This window comes from Nocardiopsis baichengensis YIM 90130, from assembly GCF_000341205.1.
Lineage (GTDB): Bacteria > Actinomycetota > Actinomycetes > Streptosporangiales > Streptosporangiaceae > Nocardiopsis_A > Nocardiopsis_A halophila.
The window spans coordinates 156,385-177,166 of record NZ_ANAS01000005.1; the positions used below are offsets into that span (position 1 = coordinate 156,385).

General features: G+C 73.4%; 22 protein-coding genes. 6 read left to right on the forward strand and 16 right to left on the reverse strand.

The genetic code is table 11. From position 1 onward, the window contains the following. Positions 1–158: 158 nt before the first annotated feature. Both C892_RS0104300 and C892_RS0104305 read left to right on the forward strand, forming a co-directional pair. On the forward strand, positions 159–788 hold the full coding sequence (locus C892_RS0104300; protein ID WP_017556218.1) for a class I SAM-dependent methyltransferase: 630 nt from the start codon (positions 159–161) through the stop codon (positions 786–788). 185 nt (positions 789–973) lie between these two features. Next, positions 974–1,933: an AraC family transcriptional regulator gene (locus C892_RS0104305; protein ID WP_017556219.1), complete on the forward strand. Its 960-nt coding sequence runs from the start codon at positions 974–976 to the stop codon at positions 1,931–1,933. A gap of 102 nt (positions 1,934–2,035) precedes the next feature. On the opposite strand, the gene C892_RS0104310 is transcribed toward C892_RS0104305, so the two are convergent. The 12 genes from C892_RS0104310 to dacB all read right to left on the reverse strand — a co-directional run bounded on the left by C892_RS0104310 (position 2,036) and on the right by dacB (position 13,187). Then, positions 2,036–2,884 (reverse strand): SDR family oxidoreductase, encoded by an 849-nt coding sequence (locus C892_RS0104310; protein ID WP_017556220.1) that lies wholly within the window; start codon positions 2,882–2,884, stop codon positions 2,036–2,038. Positions 2,885–3,201: 317 nt separating this feature from the next. Continuing rightward, a complete protein-coding gene (locus C892_RS0104315) occupies positions 3,202–3,756 on the reverse strand; it encodes a DUF3180 domain-containing protein (RefSeq protein ID WP_017556221.1) in 555 nt (184 codons plus the stop codon). 3 nt (positions 3,757–3,759) lie between these two features. Beyond that, on the reverse strand, positions 3,760–4,290 hold the full coding sequence (folK, locus tag C892_RS0104320; RefSeq protein WP_017556222.1) for a 2-amino-4-hydroxy-6-hydroxymethyldihydropteridine diphosphokinase: 531 nt from the start codon (positions 4,288–4,290) through the stop codon (positions 3,760–3,762). Then, positions 4,287–4,676: a dihydroneopterin aldolase gene (gene folB, locus C892_RS0104325; RefSeq protein WP_017556223.1), complete on the reverse strand. Its 390-nt coding sequence runs from the start codon at positions 4,674–4,676 to the stop codon at positions 4,287–4,289. The genes folK and folB overlap by 4 nt, the downstream gene beginning before the upstream one ends. Further along, positions 4,673–5,131, reverse strand: a complete 459-nt coding sequence (locus C892_RS0104330) for a nuclear transport factor 2 family protein (RefSeq protein WP_017556224.1) — start codon at positions 5,129–5,131, stop codon at positions 4,673–4,675. The genes folB and C892_RS0104330 overlap by 4 nt, the downstream gene beginning before the upstream one ends. Continuing rightward, complete coding sequence (gene folP / locus C892_RS0104335; RefSeq protein WP_026124131.1) at positions 5,128–6,045, reverse strand: dihydropteroate synthase; 918 nt, start codon at positions 6,043–6,045, stop codon at positions 5,128–5,130. Before folP ends, C892_RS0104330 begins: the two co-directional genes overlap by 4 nt. Positions 6,046–6,069: 24 nt before the next feature. Beyond that, positions 6,070–6,687 carry a GTP cyclohydrolase I FolE gene (gene folE / locus C892_RS0104340; RefSeq protein WP_017538620.1) on the reverse strand — a complete coding sequence of 206 codons (618 nt, stop codon included), beginning with the start codon at positions 6,685–6,687 and terminating at the stop codon, positions 6,070–6,072. Continuing rightward, complete coding sequence (ftsH, locus tag C892_RS0104345) at positions 6,684–8,762, reverse strand: ATP-dependent zinc metalloprotease FtsH (RefSeq protein WP_026124132.1); 2,079 nt, start codon at positions 8,760–8,762, stop codon at positions 6,684–6,686. Before ftsH ends, folE begins: the two co-directional genes overlap by 4 nt. Before the next feature lie 232 nt (positions 8,763–8,994). Beyond that, positions 8,995–9,549, reverse strand: a complete 555-nt coding sequence (gene hpt, locus C892_RS0104350) for a hypoxanthine phosphoribosyltransferase (RefSeq protein WP_017538618.1) — start codon at positions 9,547–9,549, stop codon at positions 8,995–8,997. 64 nt (positions 9,550–9,613) lie between these two features. Continuing rightward, the gene (gene tilS / locus C892_RS0104355) at positions 9,614–10,582 is read right to left on the reverse strand and encodes a tRNA lysidine(34) synthetase TilS (protein WP_017556227.1); all 969 of its coding nucleotides are present in this window, start codon (positions 10,580–10,582) and stop codon (positions 9,614–9,616) included. Continuing rightward, complete coding sequence (locus tag C892_RS0104360) at positions 10,579–11,670, reverse strand: Rv3626c family coenzyme F420 biosynthesis-associated protein (protein WP_017538616.1); 1,092 nt, start codon at positions 11,668–11,670, stop codon at positions 10,579–10,581. Before C892_RS0104360 ends, tilS begins: the two co-directional genes overlap by 4 nt. A gap of 167 nt (positions 11,671–11,837) precedes the next feature. Then, the gene (gene dacB / locus C892_RS0104365) at positions 11,838–13,187 is read right to left on the reverse strand and encodes a D-alanyl-D-alanine carboxypeptidase/D-alanyl-D-alanine endopeptidase (RefSeq protein ID WP_338040828.1); all 1,350 of its coding nucleotides are present in this window, start codon (positions 13,185–13,187) and stop codon (positions 11,838–11,840) included. Positions 13,188–13,285: 98 nt separating this feature from the next. On the opposite strand from dacB, the gene C892_RS0104370 reads away from it, so the two are divergent. Next, positions 13,286–13,816 carry an inorganic diphosphatase gene (locus tag C892_RS0104370; RefSeq protein WP_017556228.1) on the forward strand — a complete coding sequence of 177 codons (531 nt, stop codon included), beginning with the start codon at positions 13,286–13,288 and terminating at the stop codon, positions 13,814–13,816. Between the two features lie 189 nt (positions 13,817–14,005). Here C892_RS0104370 and C892_RS0104375 read toward each other — a convergent pair whose 3' ends face one another. Both C892_RS0104375 and C892_RS0104380 read right to left on the reverse strand, forming a co-directional pair. Next, entirely contained in the window at positions 14,006–14,599 is a 594-nt protein-coding gene (locus tag C892_RS0104375; RefSeq protein WP_017556229.1) for an RNA polymerase sigma factor, read from the reverse strand. A 75-nt stretch (positions 14,600–14,674) separates the two neighbouring features. Further along, positions 14,675–15,364 (reverse strand): hypothetical protein, encoded by a 690-nt coding sequence (locus tag C892_RS0104380; protein ID WP_239647255.1) that lies wholly within the window; start codon positions 15,362–15,364, stop codon positions 14,675–14,677. Between the two features lie 436 nt (positions 15,365–15,800). Between C892_RS0104380 and C892_RS0104385 the strand changes: the two genes are divergently transcribed. Further along, positions 15,801–16,352 carry a hypothetical protein gene (locus C892_RS0104385; protein WP_017556231.1) on the forward strand — a complete coding sequence of 184 codons (552 nt, stop codon included), beginning with the start codon at positions 15,801–15,803 and terminating at the stop codon, positions 16,350–16,352. Here C892_RS0104385 and C892_RS0104390 read toward each other — a convergent pair. Then, complete coding sequence (locus tag C892_RS0104390) at positions 16,342–16,755, reverse strand: hypothetical protein (protein WP_017538611.1); 414 nt, start codon at positions 16,753–16,755, stop codon at positions 16,342–16,344. The genes C892_RS0104385 and C892_RS0104390 overlap by 11 nt on opposite strands. A 735-nt stretch (positions 16,756–17,490) precedes the next feature. Then, the gene (locus C892_RS0104395; protein WP_017542046.1) at positions 17,491–17,712 is read right to left on the reverse strand and encodes a hypothetical protein; all 222 of its coding nucleotides are present in this window, start codon (positions 17,710–17,712) and stop codon (positions 17,491–17,493) included. Between the two features lie 201 nt (positions 17,713–17,913). Between C892_RS0104395 and C892_RS0104400 the strand changes: the two genes are divergently transcribed. Continuing rightward, positions 17,914–18,756, forward strand: a complete 843-nt coding sequence (locus C892_RS0104400; RefSeq protein WP_017556234.1) for an exonuclease domain-containing protein — start codon at positions 17,914–17,916, stop codon at positions 18,754–18,756. Between the two features lie 292 nt (positions 18,757–19,048). Then, positions 19,049–20,767, forward strand: a complete 1,719-nt coding sequence (locus C892_RS0104405; RefSeq protein WP_017556235.1) for a BCCT family transporter — start codon at positions 19,049–19,051, stop codon at positions 20,765–20,767. The last annotated feature ends 15 nt before the right edge of the window (positions 20,768–20,782 follow it).

Consider the following 20,782-nt stretch of genomic DNA (forward strand, 5'->3'; position numbering starts at 1 on the left):
GCCGGCCTTGCGGGTGGTCCTGCGGGCGATCCTCCAGGCGCTGCCTTGGGATTTGCCGGTCCGGCAACGAACTTTGCCGTTCTACCGCCTTCGACGGCACATTCGGAACACGGTGGCCGACGGCCGTCGGTGGACGAAGCACACGGGGAAGGCGGGCCATGGACGCACAGGCCTGGGACGACAGGTACAGCAGCGAGGACAGGCTCTTCAGCGGCAACCCCAACGGGGTGCTCATCGCGGAGGTGGAGGGCCTCGCCCCGGGGCGGGCGCTCGACCTCGGATGCGGCGAGGGCGCCGACGCGGTGTGGCTGGCCGAACGCGGGTGGCACGTCACCGCCGTCGACATCTCCCAGGTGGCCCTGGACCGCGCCGCCGAGGCGGCAGGTGCGGACGGCGCAGCTGAGGGCCTCGGCGACCGGATCGCCTGGACCAGAGCGGACCTGACCGCCGAGCCGCCGCCTCCCGGCCCGTTCGACCTGGTGTCGGCCCAGTACTTCCCGCTCCCCAAGGAGGAGGGGCACGCCGCGCTCAAGGCCCTGCTGGCCGCGGTGGCACCCGGCGGCACGCTGCTGTACGTCGGGCACCACATCGAGGACCTGGGGCCGCAGCAGTGGCGCGAGGTCGACCCGACCGACTACTACTGGCCCGCCGACGTCGCCGAGGTGCTGAAGGCGATGCCCGACGGTGAGTGGACCGTCCTGACCGACGAGGTCCGGCCGCGCCCCTCCGTCCCCGAGGGCGCCCACCACACCCGGGACACCGTCCTGCGGGCGCGACGCCAGCGTTAGGCCATGCGCCCTCGCGCCTGGACACCGGCAGGGGCCGGGGCACGCTCCGCGAACTCCGGCGTCCGGTGGCCGTTCAGCCCGGACTCTTCCAGTTCGGCCACGGGCAGACGACGGCTGCCTGTGGGCCTGGTCCTCGTGTCCGAGGCCCCGGGGACCACGAACCAGCCCCGCCGTAGGGTTGCGCCATGGACGTGTTCGACGATCTCCTGCGGGGCGTGCACGGGCAGGGCGCGGTGTTCGGGCGCTCGGCGCTGAGGCCGCCGTGGTCGCTTCGCTTCAGGTCGGGAAGGCGCCGTACCGACGGTGCCTTCCTGACCCTGTGCATCCCGATGCGCGGGTCCGCGTGGATCGTGCCGCATGAGGGGGAGGCGCGCAGGGTCTCAGAGGGTGAGGCGGCGGTCGTCCAAGGGCCGGAGCCGTTCACGCTCACCGACGATCCGAACGCCGACCGATCCGCCGTGCGGCGGGACGTGTACTGCCTCGGGGACGGCGAAGCGGGCCCCGGCGCGGAGGACGGCCTCGACGCGCAGACGGTGGTCCTCGCCGCGGCCTATGACGTTCGGGAGCAGGTTCCGCGCCGGTTGTTGCAGGCGCTTCCGGCGGTTCTGGTCGTGCCGGACGAGAACGAGGAGTGCGCAGCCCTGCGGGGCTACCTGGAGACGCAGCTGGTGTGCGGCAGGCCGGGGCGACAGATCGTGCTGGACCGGCTGCTGGACTGGCTGCTGGTGTGCACGCTGCGGGACTGGTTCGACCTTCCGGAGGCGGCGCCGCCCCGGTGGTACCGCGCGCTGGGCGACGAGGTCGTGGGGCCGGCCCTGAGGGCGATGCACGGGGACCCGGCGCATGCGTGGACGACGGCGTCGCTGGCGGCGCGCGGGGGCACGTCGCGGTCGACGTTCGCCAAGCGCTTCACCGACGTGGTCGGCGAGGGGCCGGTGGCGTACCTGACGGGCTGGAGGATGACCCTGGCGGCGGACCTGCTGCGCCGCCCGGAGATGACGGTGGCGGCGGTGGCGCGCCGGGTGGGGTACGCGGACGCGTTCGGCTTCAGTGCCGCCTTCAAGCGCGTCCAAGGGGTGAGCCCCACCGCATACCGCCGTTCCCCCGTAGAGGAGCCGGAGGAGACGGTCACCCCTGCCGGATGACGCGGCTCCGGCCTCGCCTCCACCCCGGGCGAGCACGCGCCCGGTCTTCCGCAGACCGGGCGCGCTGTGTCGGCAGGCGAACAGCCGTCGGGCGGCCGAAGGTCAGTCCTTCCAAGCGCCCGCCGCGGCCGCCGTGTCGGCGAAGTCCGCGAAGTCCCGGGGCCTGCGCCCCAGCGCGCGCTCCACCCCGTCGGCGATCACGGCGTCCCGGCCGGTGCGGATCGGGGTCAGGGCGTTCACCCACATGCGCGCTTCCTCGGCGGAGAGGCCCCACTGCGCCATGCGGCCGATGAACTCCTCCTCGCCTCCGTCCCGGTGGCGCACCGGCCGGCCGGCCGCACGGGAGATCTCCCCCAGCGCCTCGGCGACGGTCAGCGCGCGCGGGCCGGACAGCTCGTAGACCCGGCCGTCGTGCCCCTCCCCGGTCAGGGCGGCGACCGCGACGTCGGCGATGTCGTCCACGTCGATGAAGGCCGAACGGCCCTCCCCGACCGGAAGCGACAGCTCCCCCGACAGCACCCCGTCGCGGAACGCCCCCTCGCTGAAGTTCTGCGCGAACCAGGAGGGCCGCAGCACGGTCCAGGCGACCCCCGACTCCCGGACCGCCCGCTCCCCCTCCAGGTGGACCCTGGAGATGACCGTGTCGGGGCCGTAGTGTCCGGGCACGTCCACGCCGCGCGCCGACAGCAGCACCAGGCGGCGCACCCCGGCGGCCACGGCCCGTTCCACCAGCGCCGGCGTTCGCGGGGGAGGCGCGTCGAGCGGGGTGATGTACACGGAGCCGACTCCGTCGAGCGCGGGGCCCCAGGTCGCAGGGTCCTCCCAGTCGAAGTGCACGTCGCCCCTGCGCGACGCCGTCCGCACGGGAACCCCCCGGTCCCGGAGCCGGGAGGCGACGCGCTTGCCGACGGTGCCGGTGCCACCGATGACGAGAACCGTTCGTTGAGTCATGCGTTCATCGTGTCGCCGCACGCCCCGCGTTCCCATGCGCACGCGTTCCGTCCCCATATGCGTCCGTCCGGGCACGGTCTGCGGAACGCCCGGAGATGTCCACACCCTGTGGACAGATCACCCCGTCAGACGGGGCCGACGGCGGGAGCCACGCTCAGGGCGGACCATGCGCTCGTCCCCGGGCGCGGGAGGACTGAGCACCGGAGGGCCGCTCCGGAGCCCACAGGCACGGCGGCCTTGGACACGTCGCGCCGTGAACGGGGGCGTGGAAGGGGCCGACGGCCAGGGACGGCGGACCGGAAACAGGCCCTGCCGCCTTACGCCGCTCCCGGTTCGCCCTCCGTGTCGTCGTCGGGGACCCTGCAGGACCACTCCAGGAAGACCGCCGCCGCGAAGAGGACGACGCCCGCGCCCATCGTGGCCAGGGACGTGTAGAAGTCCTCCGTAGGCAGCGGGGCGTTCAGGCGGCCCGCCAGGTACACCGCCGCGCCGCCGAACGCCCCGACGGCCACCGATGCGAACAGCGCGCTCGCCTTGGCCAGGGCCACCAGCCGTGCGGCGCTCAGGGCCTCGATGGGTTCGGTCCCCGGCTCGCGGCGGATCCGACGGCGCGTGTGGTGGCCCGTGATCGCCTCGCCCACCGCCAGCAGCAGCAGGGTCGGCACCGCCGTCCACGGCAGAGGCGGAAGCGTGCTGTAGAAGGCGTTCACCAGCGCATAGCCGACCAGGGCCGAGGCCACGGCCACGGCGAGCGGCACCCGCCACCCGATCGGGTGCAGGCGCCCCTCCTCGTCCGGGCCGCCGGCCCCCCGGCCGGGGCGGCCGGGCCGCGACGGCTCGTCGCCGTCCCAGTCCTGGTCGTCGCGGGACACCCCTCAGCCCTCCCGTCCCGGCAGGGCCAGGTGCAGGTCCCCCCGGCGGTCCGCCTCCTGGCCGGCCACGGCCGCCAGCAGGTCCGCCACCGGGCCGTGCCCCGGCAGCACCGCTCCGGGATCGGCGTCGAGCCACGGGCGCAGTACGAAGGCGCGCTCGTGGGCCCGCGGATGCGGCAGGGTCAGCTCCGGATCGCCGGAGACCTCCTCCCCCAGCGCGATGATGTCCACGTCCAGGGTGCGCGGCCCCCACCGCACCTCCCGCACCCGGTGGAAGCGCTTCTCCACCTCCTGGGTGCGGGCCAGCAGCTCGCGCGGGGCCAGCGTGCACGCGGCGACGAGAACCGCGTTCAGGTAGGCCCCCTGTTCCGGGCCTCCGACCGGCGCCGTCTCGTACACCGGCGAGACGGCGACCGGCGACAGCCCCGGCGCGGCCTGCGGCCCCAGCAGCGCGTCCACGGCCCCCTGGAGGGTCGCCATGCGGTCGCCCATGTTGGAGCCCAGGGCCAGCACCGCCGGGCGCTCCGCGGTCACGGCCGCCCCCTGACCACGGTCACCGAGACGTCCTCGAACTCGTGCGGGATGGGGGCCGACGGCTTGTGCACGGTGATCTGCGCACGCCGCACCGGCCCCTCCTCCAGGCACACCCGGGCCAGCCGCTCGGCCAGCGCCTCCAGCAGGTTCACCGGCTCACCGGCGACCACCTCCACCAGGCGCGAGGCGAGCTCCCCGTAGTGCACGGTGTCGGCGACGTCGTCGGTGGCCGCCGCGGTGCTCACGTCCACGTCGAGCACCGCGTCCACCACGAAGTACTGGCCCTGCCTGCGCTCCTCGGGGAACACCCCGTGGTAGCCGTAGGCCCGCAGCCCCCGCAGGGCGATCCGGTCGCCCTTGATGTCCATGCTCAGGTCCGGGCTCATTCGGCGGGTGCGCCTCCCTGCTCGCCTTCCTCCTCCTCGTCCGGCATCACCGGCGAGGCGTGGTGCGACCACAGCCGCCACCCCTGGGCGGTGTGCACGAACATGTTGGTGGTCACCACCTGGCCGCCCGCGACGAACCCGGGGCTGCCGTCCTCGGCGGTGAGCACGTTCTCCTCGCACGTCACCATGGCCACGTCGCCGCTGACCCCGATGTGGGTGTCGGTGAGCACGTACTGGATGTAGGGAACGTTGGCCATGATCAGCGCCCAGGCGCGGAGGATCTCCGCGCGGCCGCGCAGCAGCGGCCACCCCGGGTTGACGCACACCAGGTCGGGGGCCTCGTCCTCCTCGGCCCAGACCCGGTGCATGGCGTCGATGTCGCCGTTCTCGATGGCGCCGTAGAACTGCGCGTTGGCCTCGGCCACGCGCTCCATGACCTCCTGGCGGGACCTCACCGGCCGCTCCCGCCGCGGCCGACCGGCTCGCCGCGGCCCTGGTCGTCCAGGAGGGCGCCGCCGGTGCGCCAGGCGGCCTGCACCCGCACGGCGTCGGCGCTGGGCCGCACGTCGTGCACGCGCACGCACCAGGCTCCGGCTGCGGCCGAGAGCACGGTCAGGGCCAGGGTGGCGTCGTCGGACTCGGAGAACGGGCGGTCGTTGCCGTCGGCGTCGGACAGGAGCCTGCCGAGGAAGCGTTTGCGTGAGCCGGCGATCAGCAATGGGCGTCCCAGATCGTCGAAGCGGTCGAGGTGCGCGAGGAGCTGCCAGTTGTGGGCCTGTTCGGGCTTCTTGGCGAAGCCCAGCCCCGGGTCGAGCACGAGCTGCGCGGGGTCCACGCCCTCGTCGGCCATCGCCTCCATGCGGGTCCGCAGTTCCTGGTGGACCTCGGTGACGACGTCGGTGTAGACCGCGCGCCGCTGCATGTCGTGGCTGTGGCCGCGCCAGTGCATCAGGACGTAGGCCACGCCCGTCTTGGCGACCAGCCGGGCCATGGACGGGTCGGCCAGGCCCCCGCTGACGTCGTTGACCAGCCGGGCGCCCGCCTGCACGGTGTGGTCGGCGACCTGCGCGCGCATGGTGTCGACGCTGACCGCCACCCCCTGCCGGGCGAGTTCCCGCACGACGGGCACGACCCGCCGCAGCTCCTCCTCCAGCGAGACCCGCGGGGCCCCCGGGCGGGTGGACTCGCCGCCGACGTCGACGATGTCGGCCCCCTCCTCGGCCAGCCGCAGGCCGTGCTCGACGGCGCGGCCGTGGTCGAACCACCGCCCGCCGTCGGAGAAGGAGTCGGGGGTCACGTTGACGACCCCCATCACCAGGCAGCGCTCCCGCCGGGGCAGCCCCGGGAGCTCACATCGCGTCGACGCCATGCCCTCACCCTACGAGAAGCTGGCTCAGCGGTGGCCCAGGATCAGACTCATCGCCTCGGCCCGTGTGCGATCGCGGTTCCGGAAGTCGCCGCGCACCGCGGAGGTGACGGTCTTCGCCCCGGGCTTGCGCACGCCGCGCATGGTCATGCACAGGTGCTCGGCCTCGATCACGACGATCACCCCGCGCGGGTCCAGGTACTCCATCACCGCGTCGGCCACCTGGGTGGTGAGCCGCTCCTGCACCTGGGGCCGGCGCGCGTACACGTCGACCAGCCGGGCCAGCTTGGACAGCCCGGTGATCTGCCCCTTGGAGTTGGGGATGTAGCCCACGTGGGCGCTGCCGTAGAAGGGGACCAGGTGGTGCTCGCACGTCGAGTACAGCTCGATGTCCTTGACCAGCACCATCTCCTCGTGCTGGGCCTCGAACACGGTGGTGAGCACGTCCCCGGGCCGCTGGTGCAGCCCGGAGAACTGCTCGGCGTAGGCGCGGGCGACCCGGGACGGGGTCTCCTGCAGCCCGTCCCGGTCGGGGTCCTCGCCGATGGCGAGCAGGATCTCCCGGACGGCCTTCTCGATCCTCGCCTGGTCGATGCCCGCCTCGGGTCCCGCTTCCGGCCCGGCGGCCTCCTGGGGCAGGGTCACTCCCGGTCCCCTCTCTGCTCACCGCCGTCGGCCGGGGCCTCGCCCGAGCCGTCGTGCGCGTCCCCGCGGTCGGCGCCGTGCCCGTCGCCGTGCGCTTCACCGCCGGTGTAGCCGACCTGGCCGTTGCCGGACACCAGGTCCTCGACGTCCTTGGGGCCGAGCAGGGCCAGCTCCTTGGAGGTCTTGACCGGCGGGCGGCCCGACGGCTGGCGCTTGCCGTAGCCGGTGAACGACCCGCGCGAGGGGCGCTTGTTCACCGGGGCGAAGATCCGCAGGACCTCCTCCTTGGAGAGGGTCTCCTTGTCGAGCAGGTGCAGCACCAGGTCGTCCAGGACGTCGCGGTACTCGTCGAGCACCTCGAAGGCCTCGTCGTGCGCGGACTCGATGAGGCGGCGCACCTCCTCGTCGATGAGGGAGGCGATCTCCTCGGAGTACTCGCGGGCGTGCGACATCTCGCGGCCCAGGAACGGCTCGGTGTTGCCGGAGCCGAACTTGCGGGCGCCCAGCCGCTCGCTCATCCCGTACTCGGTGACCATGTTGCGCGCCAGCGAGGTGGCCTTGTCGATGTCGTTGGCGGCGCCGGTGGTGGGCTCGTGGAACACGAGCTCCTCGGCGGCGCGCCCGCCGAGCATCATGGCCAGCTGGTCCATCATCTCCGAGCGCGAGGTGAGGAACTTGTCCTCGGTCGGCAGGGACATGGTGTAGCCCAGCGCGCGGCCGCGCGGCAGGATGGTGATCTTGTGCACCGGGTCGGCGTTGGGCAGCGCGTGGCCCACCAGGGCGTGGCCGCCCTCGTGGTAGGCGATGACCTTCTTCTCCGCGTCGCTCATCACCCGGGTCTTGCGCTCGGGGCCGGCCATGACGCGGTCGATGGCCTCCTCCAGGGTGGCCATGTCGATGGTGTCCCTGCCGGCGCGGGCCGAGAGCAGGGCGCCCTCGTTGACCACGTTCTGCAGGTCGGCACCGGTCATCCCGGGGGTGCGGCGGGCGACCACGTCCATGTCGACGTCGTCGGCCATGGGCTTGCCCTTGGCGTGCACCTTGAGGATGCCCTTGCGGCCCTCCATGTCCGGCCGGTCCACGACGATCTGCCGGTCGAAGCGGCCCGGGCGCAGCAGCGCCGGGTCGAGGATGTCCGGGCGGTTGGTGGCGGCGATGAGGATGACGCCGGTCTTGACGTCGAAGCCGTCCATCTCCACCAGCATCTGGTTGAGGGTCTGCTCCCGCTCGTCGTGGCCGCCGCCCATGCCGGCGCCGCGGTGGCGGCCCACGGCGTCGATCTCGTCGACGAAGATGATCGCCGGGGCGTTCGCCTTGGCCTGCTCGAACAGGTCGCGCACCCGGGAGGCGCCGACGCCGACGAACATCTCGACGAAGTCGGAGCCGGAGATGGAGTAGAACGGCACCCCGGCCTCGCCGGCCACGGCGCGGGCCAGCAGGGTCTTACCGGTGCCGGGCGGGCCGAAGAGCAGCACGCCCTTGGGGATCTTGGCGCCCATCGACTGGAACTTGGCGGGGGTCTGCAGGAACTCCTTGATCTCCTGCAGCTCCTCGATCGCCTCGTCCGCCCCGGCGACGTCGACGAAGGTGCTCTTGGGCGTGTCCTTGCTGATCAGCTTGGCCTTGGACTTGCCGAAGTTCATCACCCGCGAGCCGCCGCCCTGCATCTGGTTCATGATGAACAGGAAGATGGCGATGATGATGACCAGCGGCAGGAAGCTGAAGAGCAGCCCGGTCCAGATGCTCTCCTGGGGCACCTCGACGTCGTAGGAGTCGAGGCTGCCCTCCTGTTCCAGCTCGGCGAACCGGTCGGCGATCTGCCGCCCCTGGTCGCCGACCCAGTAGGCCTCGTAGACCTTGCCGTCGTCGGTGGTGATCTCGACCCGCTGCTCTTTGTCGACGAGCTTGGCGTTGTCGATGTCGCCGCTCTCGATGAGCTGCAGCACCGTCGAGGTGTCCTTCTTCTCCGGACCGGAGCCGCCGCCCAGGCCGGTGAAGTTGAAGACGGCGAAGAGTATGACGCCGATGGCCAGAATGTACAGCCACGGCCCGCGGTACAAACGCTTGAGATTCATCTATACGGAACCCCGCTGGGTCCGTCCCTCCTGACCAGGCGGCCTCTGCCCCGACACGGCGTAAGGGCACCGGGCCGGAAACGGGACCTATCGGACACGTAATTCCCAATATCTATGCCGGGATGATCGACGGTACACCCCGCCCGTGATCCACCGCACGGCTGCGACGCGCCGTCATGAGCGCAACGCCTGCGCTCCCCGAGATGTTCCCGGGCCCCCGGCCCGCACCCCGCTAGCCTTCGTAGACGTGCGGGGCGAGCGTGCCGATGAAGGGCAGGTTGCGGTACTTCTCGGCATAGTCGAGCCCGTAGCCGACGATGAACTCGTTCGGCAGGTCGAACCCGATGTACTTGACGTCCAGGTCGACGTCGAAGGCGAGCGGCTTGCGGACCATGGTGCACACCTCCACCGAGGCCGGCCCGCGCGAGCGCAGGTTGCCCACCAGCCACGACAGCGTCAGCCCCGAGTCGATGACGTCCTCGACGATGAGGACGTTGCGCCCGGAGATGTCGACGTCGAGGTCCATCAGGATGCGGACCACCCCCGAGGAGGTGGTCCCGGCCCCGTAGGAGGAGACCGCCATCCAGTCCATCTCCGCCTCGTGCGAGAGCTCACGCGCCAGGTCGGCCATGACCATCACGGCGCCCTTCAGCACCCCGACGAGCAGCAGGTCCTTGCCGGCGTAGTCGGCGTCGATCTCGGACGCCAGCCCCTTCAGCCGCGCCTTGATCTCCTCTTCGGTGACCAGCACCTTCTCCAGGGCGTCACCCATGTCCTTGGCGTCCACGCTCGTACGTCCTCGCTGCTCGGATCGCGGTCCTTCGGAACGCAACCAGGATAAACGGGTGAAGTCATCCGAACTCCAAGGCGCCGCCCCCGCGCCGGGCGCTGAGGCCCCCGGGCAGGTCGACACGGGCCTGACCGCGCCAGTCGGAGACCAGGCGGTCGACCTCGGCCACGTGCCGCGCGGTCAGCGCGCCGGCCGGGCTGCCCGCCGCCAGGGCGGCGCGCCGCAGCACCCGCGTGCGCACCGCGCGCGGCAGGCGCTCCAGGGCACGCACGTCCAGGCGGCCGCCGCCCAGGTCGGCCGCGCGCGCGGCGTCGGCGGCCCAGTCGTCCAGCGCGTCGGCGTCGTCGCGGAGCAGGTCGGCGGTGCGGGCGAGCGCCGGCGCGATGCCGGGGCCGATCTCCTTCTCCAGCGCCGGCAGCGCGGCGTGGCGGACGCGCGCGCGGGCGAAGGCCGGATCGGCGTTGTGCGGATCCTCCCAGTGCTCCAGCCCCATGGCGGCGCACGCCTGGCGCACCCGCGCGCGCTCCATGCCCAGGAACGGGCGCGCATAGCGGCCGGAACGCGGGGCCATGCCGGACAGGGAGCGTGCGCCCGACCCCCGGGCCAGCCCGAGGAGCACGGTCTCCGCCTGGTCGTCCGCCGTATGGCCGAGCAGGACGGCCGCCGCGCCCGTGCGGTCGGCGGCGGCGTCCAGAGCCGTATAACGCGCGTCCCGCGCGGCACCCTCGGGGCCGCCGGAGCGCCCCACCCGGACCGCGGCGACCTCCACGGGGTCCAGGCCCAGGCCGCGCATGGCGGCGGCGACCGTATCGGCCCGCGCACCGGAACCGTCCTGAAGCCCGTGGTCGACGGTCACCCCTCCGGCACGCAGACCCATGCGCGGCACGGCGAACGCCGCGGCCCCGGCCAGCGCCAGGGAGTCCGCCCCGCCGCTGCAGGCCACGAGGACGAGCGCACCCTCCTCCAGCCCGGCCAGGGCGCGGCGGACCGCGCGGCGGGCCTCGGCGACCGCGGGGGGCGGCCCGCTCACTCCTCCCGCGCCGGGGCGCCCGGCTCGGCGACACGCGCGATCCAGGACTCGGGGTCGCGGATCTCGGCCATGGTGGGCAGCGTCTCGGGCGACCGCCACACCTTGTTGAACTCCTCCATGCCGACCTGGGCGACGACCTTGCGCACGAAGACCGCGCCCTCCTCGTACTGCTTCATCTTCAGGTCGAGGCCGAGCAGCTGGCGGATGACGCGGTCGATGCGGTTGGCGCCCTCGCGGCGGCGCTGGAAGCGGCGGCGGATCTCGGCCACGGAGGGCACCACCTCGGGCCCGACCGCGTCCATCACGTAGTCGCCGTGGCCCTCGGCCAGCGTCATGACCGCGGTGATGCGGTCCATCACCTCGCCCTGGGCCTCGTTCTGGAAGGCCTGGATGAGACTGCCCTCACCGCCCCGGACGACCTCGGCCACCGCCTCGGCGGCGGCGCGCAGGCGGTCGAGGAAGGCGGCCGCGTCCATGTCCGAGGACAGCAGCAGGTCCTGCATCTGCTCCTGGACGTACCCGCGCAGCCAGGGGGTGGAGCTGAACTGCATGCGGTGGGTCTCCTCATGCAGGCAGACCCACAGCCGGAAGTCGCGCGGGTCCACGTCCAGCTCCCGCTCGGCCTGGACGATGTTGGGCGCCACCAGGGTCAGCCGGCCCGCGGGCGCGTTGCCGTCCGGGTCGGGCGGCAGGAAGAGCTCGTACTGGCCCAGCACCCGCCCGGCCAGGTAGGCGAGCACGGCGCCGAGCTGGGCCCCGGTGACCCGGGAGCCCACGGCGGTGCTCAGGGCGCCGGCCGTGCCGGCTCCGGAGGCCAGGCGCTCGGCGCCGACCCGCTCCAGCATGGGTTCCAGCACGCTGCGGAACCCTTCGACGTTGGCCCGGATCCATCCCGGGCGGTCGACGATGACCGCCGGTCCGGCCGGTTCCAGGGGGTCCATGCCGGTGAACTCGCGCACGTGTCCGCGGGCCTCCTCGGACAGCTCCCGGAGCTGGGAGACGGCCTGGCGCGCGTCGGCGATGTCCACCTGGGGGCCGGGGCGCACGAGGCGGATCCCGGTGTTGACGGCTACGTCCCAGTCGATCACAGTCACGCCCTCACCGTACCCGCGGGGGCCCGGGCCAAGGGGGTGCGCGCCGATTTTCCGGGTTTCCTCAGGGTCGTCCCCTCAGGCCCTCTACGGGGAGAGGGGGGAAGGGCGGGGCGCGGAGGGACGGGAGGGCACCTCAGGGGCGCACGGGCACGGGGTGCGCGTCAGGAGCACCCGCAGGTGGCGACGGTCGACGCCAGGAGGTCCAGGTTCGACGCCAAGGCCGAGTCCCCGTCCGCCATGAAGGCGAACACGAGCAGTCGGCCGTCCGCGTCGTAGATCGTCCCCGCCAGGGTGCTCACCCCGCTCAGCGTGCCGGTCTTGGCGCGCACCACGCCCGCCCCCTGCTCGGACCGGCTCGACGGGCCGTAGCGACCCGCGAGGGTGCCGCTGAAGTTGCCGGTCGGCAGGCCGCTGAGGGTGAAGCCCAGGTCGGGCCGGTCGGGGTCGGCGGCGGCCAGCAGCATCTCCACCAGGGCGTGCGGCGAGATGCGGTTGTCCACCGACAGGCCGCTGGCGTCGGAGAGCCGCACCCCGTCGACGCCGAGGCGCTCCAGCACCGCGGTCATGGCGCGGGCACCGCCCTCGAACGAGGCGTCCTCCCCTTCGGCGAGGGCCACCTGGCGGGCCAGCGCCTCGGCGATGTTGTTCTCGCTCTGCAGCAGCATCTGCTCCACCAGCGCCGAGACGGGCGGGGAGGAGACCGAGGCCGCGGGGTCGGCGCCGTCGGGGGCGGTGGCCGGGTCCGGCCCCCCGCGCACCTCGACGCCCTCGTCGCGCAGCCGGTCGGCGAAGGCCTCGGCGGCCGTCCGCGGCGGGTCGTCGACCCGGTCGCCGTACTTCTCGCCGGCGTCCTCGCGGCCGCCGTCGATCATCAGCGCGTGCACCGGGGCGACGCTGCCCTCCCAGACGTAGTTGTCCTTCCAGCCGGGACCGGTGGCCGAGCCGGGGTAGAGGGAGTCGTCGTAGCCCAGGTCGACCGCGTCGACGCCCTGGTCCTCCAGGGCACGCGCGGTGCGCTCGGCCAGGAGCGCGAGGGTGGCCGGGCGCGGGTAGGCTCCGGGGTCGGCGTCCGTGGTCAGCGTCGGGTCGCCCCCGCCGACCAGCACCAGCCGCTCGCCGTCCAGGACCGCCTCGGTGGCGATGCGCGCGTCGGGGCCGGGCGAATCCAGCACGGTGAGCGCGGTGGCGATCTTGGTGGTGGAGGCGGGGACCGCGCCGCGGTCGCCGTCCCGGTCGTAGAGCTCCTGCGCACTGGCGGCGTCCGCGACATAAGCGGAGAGTCCCTCACCCACCCCCGAGTCGGACATGGGATCATCGAGGTGGTCCGCCAGGCGGCCGGGGTCGACCGCGTCGGCGCCGGGCAGGTGGGCGGCCGTCTCCTGCTGTGCGTGCGCGACAGGATAGGGCACCGCGGGCAGGGGGCGCGACGCGATCAGATCCGCCGCGGCGAAGCCCGCCACCAGCACGAATATGTTGAGCATGGCCATGGCCAGGAGCACTCTGGACCGCACCGTCCGCACCCCGCACACCTGCCTTCCTCCTGGCACCGCCGCCGTATGACCGCCGCTACAGACAAGCGACACTAGTCGTAAGGGAAGCCGAGAACAGCATGAAATTCGACGTCACCATCGAGATCCCCAAGGGTGAGCGCAACAAGTATGAGATGGATCACGAGACGGGTCGAATCCGTCTCGACCGCATGCTGTTCACCTCTACGAGTTACCCCGCCGACTACGGTTTCATCGAGGGGACGCTGGGCGATGACGGCGACCCGCTGGACGCCCTGGTCCTGCTGAAGCAGCCGACCTTCCCCGGCTGCCTGATCCGCTGCCGCGTGGTCGGCATGTTCCGGATGCGCGACGAGGCCGGGGGCGACGACAAGCTGCTGTGCGTGCCGGCCACGGACCCGCGCATGGAGCACATCCGTGACATTCACCACGTCAACGAGTACGAGCGCCTGGAGATCGAGCACTTCTTCACGGTCTACAAGGACCTGGAGCCGGGCAAGTCGGTCGAGGGCGCGACGTGGGTCGGGCGCCACGAGGCCGAGCAGGAGGTCGTCTCCTCGGTGACGCGCGCCGAGGAGAAGGGCGCCCACGGGGACCGCTCGCACATCGAGCTCGAAGACGAGGCTTCCTGAGCGGACCGCCCGAGGAACCCGTCGAGGGGCCCATGCGCCGAGCGCACGGGCCCTGCCGCTTTTCCGGGGCCGTCGGGGCGCGGTGGGCCGGGTCGCGGACGGACCGGCCCCGGTGACCCGGGGCGGCCGCCGCGGGGGCGGAGCGCGGGGTCACCGGGCGGAGTCGGGTCGGGGGTCGGAAGGGCGGCGTCACCGGGGGAGCGCCATCGAGGGCACCCCCATCCAGGTGGGAACGCGCTCGGGCTCGGTGCGGGCGACGACGTAGACCGCCAGCACCATCAGCAGAACCGCGCACACGGCCACGGTCAGGCCCGGAAGAACGGCGCGCGCCCGTCGGCGCCTGCGCCGGGAGGGCGGCACGGGGAACCCGTCGTCGTCGAAGGCGTCGGCACGGTCGGCCACGTGGGCGCGGTGCCCGTCCAGGCCCGGCCCCAGGACACCGCTGAGCACCCGCAGGCGCAGGCCCGGCGGCGGGTCCTCGGGCGGGTCCCCCGGGTACGGCGGGGTCTGGGGCGCGCCCGGCCGCCGGTGGTGCTCGCACTCGGCCAGCGCGACGGCCAGCAGCCATTCGCGCAGCCGCCCGGCGTCGGCGAGGCGGTGGACGTGGGCCCCGGCGACGATGAAGGTGTCACGCAGGGCCGCCTGGGCGGAGTCGTGGTCGCGCAGCAGGCCCCGGCAGGCCCGGTACAGCTCCTCTCCGTAGGCATCGAAGAGCCGGGCGTAGGCGCGGGAGGCGCACGGTCGTCTGGATCTCAGGGCGAGGGCAAGGTCCCGGTCCATCATGTGACCTGAATGTACGGTCCGGGCGCCCTATTGAGGAGACTTTCGACGAAAAACGCCACGAAGGCCTGATTTCCGCTACTTTCCCGCACCCTCCGGACGGTCCCGCCTCCGCACCGCGTGCACCGGACGCCACAATCGCCGTGCCTCGGCGGCGACGGCATCGGCGCCGACCTCTTCCGCGCCGTGCGCGCCCGCCGAGTCCTCCCTCCCCTCCGGTTCCTGTTCCTGCCCGTACTCCAGGGCCTCCCGCTCGATGATGAAGCGCAGCGCCGCGCGCGGACGCGCCAGCACCGCACCGCCGGCGCGCATCACCGGCTCCGGCAGCCGCCCCGAGACCAGCAGCACCGGCACCACCTCCGGCGCGCCCAGGTCACGGGCGGCCCGGGCCGCGGCCGCGGCGTGCCGCTCCACCACCCGTTCGGCCGGGCGCCCGCCGATCGTCCACGCCCCGCCGCCGCGCGCCACCGCGTTGCGGCGGTGCCGCGCCTCGAGCAGGTAGACCCCTCCGGTCCCGGCCGCCAGCACCCGCCCGACGGGGTCGGCCACCAGGCGGTAGCCGCGGCGCCGCAGGCCGCGCAGCACCCGGCCGCGGGCCCAGGCCGGGCCGAGCAGCGGCGCGGCGGCCGCGGTGATCAGGTAGCTGAGCGCGGTGAGGCCGGCCACGAGCAGCCCGGCCCGCCACCCCAGGAACCCCGCGCCCATGACCCCGGCCGCGGCCGTGATCGCCGCCCGGACCAGGAGGCGGGCCAACGATCCGTCCGCCAACGGACACCGCACCTTTCGGTCGCCTCGCGTCTGCCCCCTCGCACGTACCGCCTCGCGGGGCCTCTCATGCCACCACCGGACCCCCCGGCACCGCAATGGATTCGGCCGAAATCCCCGTGACGCACGCGACACGCCGGATCCGCCGGATCGCTTGACAGCGTTCCCGCAGGTTGGTCTCCTTGTGCGCATGCATCCGCGTACCCAGGCGACCCGACCGGTCATGGCCCGCCAGGCCCGTGAGGCCTCCCGCCGTGCGGCCGCCGTCGTGTGTCCGTCGCCGTGTACGCGCTCCTCGTGTCGCTGAGCGCACCCTTTTTCGCGAGCTGAACGCCGCTCCTTCGCCGAGCGCCGCGTCTCCCGGCTGCCGTCCGCAGCCCGCGCCGCTGCTCCGCAGCGCCTCTCCGCACGTCTTCGCACGACCGAGGATCCGACTCCGGTGTCGAACTCCACCGCTTCCGCACTCGCCGTACCCGAATCGACGCGTTCCGCCACCGACCGCCGACGCTCCGATGCCGTCCGCCCGGACGGCATCGGCGACATCGTCGACGCGGGGCGCCGCTCCGCCTATCCGCACCTGGCGTCCTCCCGTCCGACCGCCACGCCGGGCCGCCTGGCCACCGCCGCCTCGGCGGCCGCGGCGGCGCTGTCCCGCCCTTCCCTGTGGCCGCGGCGCCGCGGGCGGTGGCAGCCGGCACCGCGCCCGGCCCGGCGCCACGCCGCCGGGCGGATGAAGGTGAGCGCGCTGACCCTGGACCCGAACGGCTTCGCCGCGCTCCCCGGGCCCGAGGAGGGCTCCCCGGAGGCCGCGGGCACTGTGCTGCGCCTGGTCGCGGGGCGTGCCCACCTGGTCTCCACCTCGCCGGACGGGCGGATGCGCGCCCTGCGCGAGGTTCCCGTCGGCCGTACCCTGGCCCTGGGCTCCGGCGGCGGGCGGTGGCTGGTCAACACCGGTCCGGACGAGGCCGTCGTGGTGCGGGTCAGCGGCTGACCTCCCCGTCGTCGCCACTGCTCACGTTCCCGCCGTCCCCGCCTGAGGAGGCCTGCGCACGCAGCGCTGCGTCCACGGCCTCGACCTGGCGCAACAGCGCGGCCGTGCGCTTGCCCTCCTCGAAGTAGGCGTTCATGACCTGGTCCAGGGCGTGCGGTTGCAGGTGGTCGCGCAGTTCGACACGGGCCGTTCGGTAGCCGCGCCGCGCGCCTTCGAGGCAGGACTCGACGTGGATCCGCGCCAGCCGTGACAGGGCGACGGGGTGCCGCCGCAAGACCCCGTGCAACCGGTAGTCGGCGGGCACCTGGTCGAACAGCCACACCACGGCGGTCTGCCCGAACGACTCGGCGCCGGGCGGGTGCACACTCGCCGGCCAATCCGCGGGAAGCTGCTGGTCGGACATACCTCCAGCATACCCGGCAGGTGCGAACACATGTTCGATGGGTCGTGCGTTGCTCTGGTGATGCGCAGGGGAGAGCCGTCGGAGAAGCGGCGAGCGAGGAAGACGAAGAAGGCGGCAACGACGGAACGGCGGGTACCCCGCCCATGCCTGCTTGCCGGGTGGCGGGCCGCCGCCGGTCGGGGGTGGATGCGGTGCCGACGAAGCCGGGCACTCCCCCGGCCGCCCGCCGAGTTCCCGGTGACCCGAGCCAAGGGCGGCGACGAGGGACGCGGTCTTTCAGGTTGCGCTGTCGAGTGACGGGGCGTGCGGATGGTCCGGCGCTGAGCAGCGACGGAGCAGCTGGCCCCCCACTCATGCATGCTTGCCGGGCGGCGGGCCGCCGCCAGTCGAGGTGGGAGGGCGGCGACGACGGGGCCGGGTGGTTTCCCGGCCGCCCCGCTCGGCCGCCGGGCCCTCTGCCCCGACCAACAGCGACCCGGCGGCCGGGAAGCGGCCACGAGCGGGGTACTTGCCGATCCGTCGCCGCTCCTCCACCCCGGCCACCGGTGGCCCGCCACCCGGCGAGCACGCGTGAGCGGGGCGCCGACTGCTCCGTCGCCGCCCCTTCCGGTGACCGCCTGCACGCCTGTCGCCCGGCAGCACCGCCGGAAGAGGCCGACCCGCCGCCTCCGCCCCGCCCTCCGCCATGACCAGGGCGGAGAGCGGGGCGAGGCCTGGTTCCGGTGCCGGTCGGCGCTAGCTCTGGCCCTGGTCCTGTTCCTGTTCCCGGCCGTTCTTCTCCGCCGCCCGGCGTTCGAGTTCGACGCGGATGGCGTATTCTGCGGCGTCGACGGCGGCCCGTGACGTGATGGCGTTGGTGTGGGCACGCTCCAGGTCTTCGAGGGCGATGCAGTCGAACGCCACGCGCGAATCGTGGATCGCGGCTTCGAGCTGGCGCTGCGCTTCTTCCATGCTCATCTCGTCCTCCCGATTAGCCCCTCGGCTTACTTGTGCGTACCCGGCCCCACGGGCCTCCATGTCCCCGGGGGCTCCGGCGGCCCGCGGCCGGGGCCGCGACCCGGCCGCCCCGGGAGCGGCCGCCGTTCCCGCACGAACCTGCACGAACCGTCGTACCCCGGCGATACGCTTCCTGCGTTCACGGGGAAAGTGAGGCCCACCATGCGCAACAACTACGCGGGGACCTGCACCTCCTGCGGGGCCTCCGTCTCCGCCCGGGAGGGCGAGGCGGTCAAGGAGGACGGCCGCTGGCGCGTGTACTGCTCCGAGCACGCACCCCGGCCCACGGCCCCGCCGCGCGGCGACCACCCGGGCTGGCACTCCGGCGACCTCGCCGGATACGACTGCGAGACCTCCTCGCCCGACCCGCGGACCGCGTTCCTGGTCTCGGCGGCGCTGGTCGCCCCCGACGGGACCGCCCGCACCTGGCTGGTCGACCCCGGCCCACGCGAGATCCCGCCGGAGGCGGTGCAGGTGCACGGCATCACCACCGAGCGCGCCCGCGCCGAGGGCCGGCCCGCCGAGCAGGTACTGCCCGAGATCGCCGACGCGCTCACCGGCCACCTCGCCGCCGGGCGGGGGCTGGCCGTCTTCAACGCCCCCTTCGACCTGGGGATCCTCTCCACCGAACTGCGCCGCCTGGGCCTGCCCTCCCTGGCCGAGCGCCTGGCCGGCCGGGTCGGCCCGATCATCGACCCGCTGGTGATCGACCGCGGCGCCGACCCCTACCGCAAGGGGCGCCGCACCCTCGGCGACCTGTGCGCCTTCTACGGGGTCGAGCTCAACGGGGCGCACACCGCCGAGGGCGACGCCGCCGCGTGCCTGGCCCTGGCCCGGGAGATCGGGGCGCGGCGTCCCGGGGTCGCCGCGCTCGCCCTGCCCGAGCTGCACGAGCAGCAGGTGGGCTGGGCGCTGGAGCACGCGCGCGGCCTCCAGGAGTGGCTGGACCGCACCCGCCCGGGCCACGGGCGCCGCATCGACGGCACCTGGCCGGAGGCCTGCTGACCAAGGGCCACGGCACGGGGCGGCGGTCGGGGCGGCCCGAGGCCGGGACACCGGGACGCCCCCGAGAATTGTCTGATCAGTAACAAACGACACCTAGCGACGTTTATTTACCTTTCACCTCCTAACCTGGTACGGGTGTCCACCGCCGGCGCCCCGCGGGACCCCCGCGGACGGCGGCGGCACACGGCGTCAGCACCGCCCCCCTCCCCCGAAGGCGGTGCCCGTTCGCCTGCCCTGAAGCCGTCAGAGTGAGGAGGAGGCGCGCCTGTACACGGGGGCGTCGGAATGAACTGTGGCGATTGACAACGGCAACGGCCCCTCCACAGGGGAGATCAGCACCGAGGACCTGCTCTGGGAGCCGCCCGAGCGCTCCCAGGCGGACCTGAAGCCCAAGACGGACCGGATCGTGTTCGGCGTGGCCGCGGTGCTGTCGGTGGCCTTCCTCGTCTGGGGAGTGGTCAACCAGGACTCGCTCAGCTCCCTGTCGGGAAGCGCGCTGGAGTTCCTCATCCACAACGGCGGCTGGGGCTTCGTCCTCGCCGCGTCGGTGTTCGTGGTGTTCGCGCTGTGGCTGGCCTTCAGCCGCTACGGCAACATCCGCCTCGGCCGCGACGACGAGGAGCCGGAGTTCCGCACGATCTCCTGGATCTCCATGATGTTCGGCGCCGGCATGGGCATCGGGCTGGTGTTCTACGGCTCCGCCGAGCCGCTCGGGCACTTCCTGACCCCGCCGCCCGGGACCGAGGGCGGGGGCGGCGGCGCCGCCGTCGGCCACGCGATGTCCACCACCCTGTTCCACTGGACCCTGCACCCGTGGGCCACCTACGCGGTGGTGGGCCTGGCCATCGCCTACGGCACCTTCCGCCGCGGCCGCGGGCAGCTGATCAGCGCCGCGTTCACCCCGCTGATCGGCGAGCGCCACGCCAACGGCGCCGTCGGGCGGCTCATCGACGTCTTCGCGCTCTTCGCCACCCTGTTCGGCACCGCCGCCTCGCTGGGCCTGGGCGCCCTGCAGATCGCCGAGGGCCTGCGCCAGATCGGCTGGATCGACGCGCCCACCAACCCGATCCTGATCGGCATCATCGGCGTGCTGCTGCTGTGCTTCGTGGTCTCGGCGACCTCCGGCGTGGCCAAGGGCATCCAGTGGCTGTCCAACACCAACCTGGTCCTGGCCATGGGGGTCCTGCTCTTCCTGCTGGTCACCGGGGCCACGGTGTTCGTGTTCAACCTGGTCCCGACCTCGATCGCCGCCTACTTCGAGGACTTCTTCGCCAACGCCGGCCGCACCGCCGACACCGCCCAGGGCGCCGAGGAGTGGCTGTCCGGCTGGACGGTCTTCTACTGGGCCTGGTGGATCTCCTGGTCGCCGTTCGTGGGCATGTTCATCGCCCGGATCAGCCGCGGCCGCACCATCCGCGAGTTCGTGGGCGGCGTCATCCTGGTGCCCAGCGCCCTGAGCCTGGTCTGGTTCGCCATCATGGGCGGCAACGCGCTGTACCTGCAGATGCACGGCACCGACCTGGCCGGCGCCGGCGGCACCGAGGCCCAGCTGTTCGCCCTGCTACGGGAGTTCCCGGCCTTCGGCGCGGTCGCGCTGGTGGTCATGGTGCTGATCGGCATCTTCTTCATCACCGGCGCCGACTCGGCGTCCATCATCATGGGCACGATGTCCCAGCGCGGCGCGATCGAGCCCAAGCGCCCGATCACCGTGTTCTGGGGCCTGATGATCGGCGGCGTGGCCGCGGTGATGCTGCTGGCCGGCGGAAGCGACGCGCTGTCGGGGCTGCAGACGCTCACCATCATCGTCTCGGCGCCGTTCGCGGTGATCCTGCTGCTGCTGTGCGTGGCCCTGGTCCGCGACCTGCGGCGCGACCCGGTGGTGCTGCGGTCGGCCAAGGCCGAGGAGGTCGTCACGGCCGCGGTCGTGGCCGGCGCCCAGGAGCACGACGGCGACTTCCAGCTGGAGATCTCCTCCGCCGCCGCCGAGGAGGAGGAGCCCTCCTCGTCCTGAGGGGCGGCCCCCGGT

Excerpts from the sequence above, each read along its gene's own strand:
- C892_RS0104300 (WP_017556218.1), top strand. The coding sequence starts at position 159 with ATGGACGCACAGGCCTGGGACGACAGGTACAGCAGCGAGGACAGGCTC.
- C892_RS0104305 (WP_017556219.1), top strand. The coding sequence starts at position 974 with ATGGACGTGTTCGACGATCTCCTGCGGGGCGTGCACGGGCAGGGCGCG.
- C892_RS0104310 (WP_017556220.1), bottom strand. The coding sequence starts at position 2,884 with ATGACTCAACGAACGGTTCTCGTCATCGGTGGCACCGGCACCGTCGGC.
- folB (WP_017556223.1), bottom strand. The coding sequence starts at position 4,676 with ATGAGCCCGGACCTGAGCATGGACATCAAGGGCGACCGGATCGCCCTG.
- folP (WP_026124131.1), bottom strand. The coding sequence starts at position 6,045 with ATGGCGTCGACGCGATGTGAGCTCCCGGGGCTGCCCCGGCGGGAGCGC.
- ftsH (WP_026124132.1), bottom strand. The coding sequence starts at position 8,762 with ATGAATCTCAAGCGTTTGTACCGCGGGCCGTGGCTGTACATTCTGGCC.
- C892_RS0104370 (WP_017556228.1), top strand. The coding sequence starts at position 13,286 with ATGAAATTCGACGTCACCATCGAGATCCCCAAGGGTGAGCGCAACAAG.
- C892_RS0104375 (WP_017556229.1), bottom strand. The coding sequence starts at position 14,599 with ATGATGGACCGGGACCTTGCCCTCGCCCTGAGATCCAGACGACCGTGC.
- C892_RS0104390 (WP_017538611.1), bottom strand. The coding sequence starts at position 16,755 with ATGTCCGACCAGCAGCTTCCCGCGGATTGGCCGGCGAGTGTGCACCCG.
- C892_RS0104395 (WP_017542046.1), bottom strand. The coding sequence starts at position 17,712 with ATGAGCATGGAAGAAGCGCAGCGCCAGCTCGAAGCCGCGATCCACGAT.
- C892_RS0104400 (WP_017556234.1), top strand. The coding sequence starts at position 17,914 with ATGCGCAACAACTACGCGGGGACCTGCACCTCCTGCGGGGCCTCCGTC.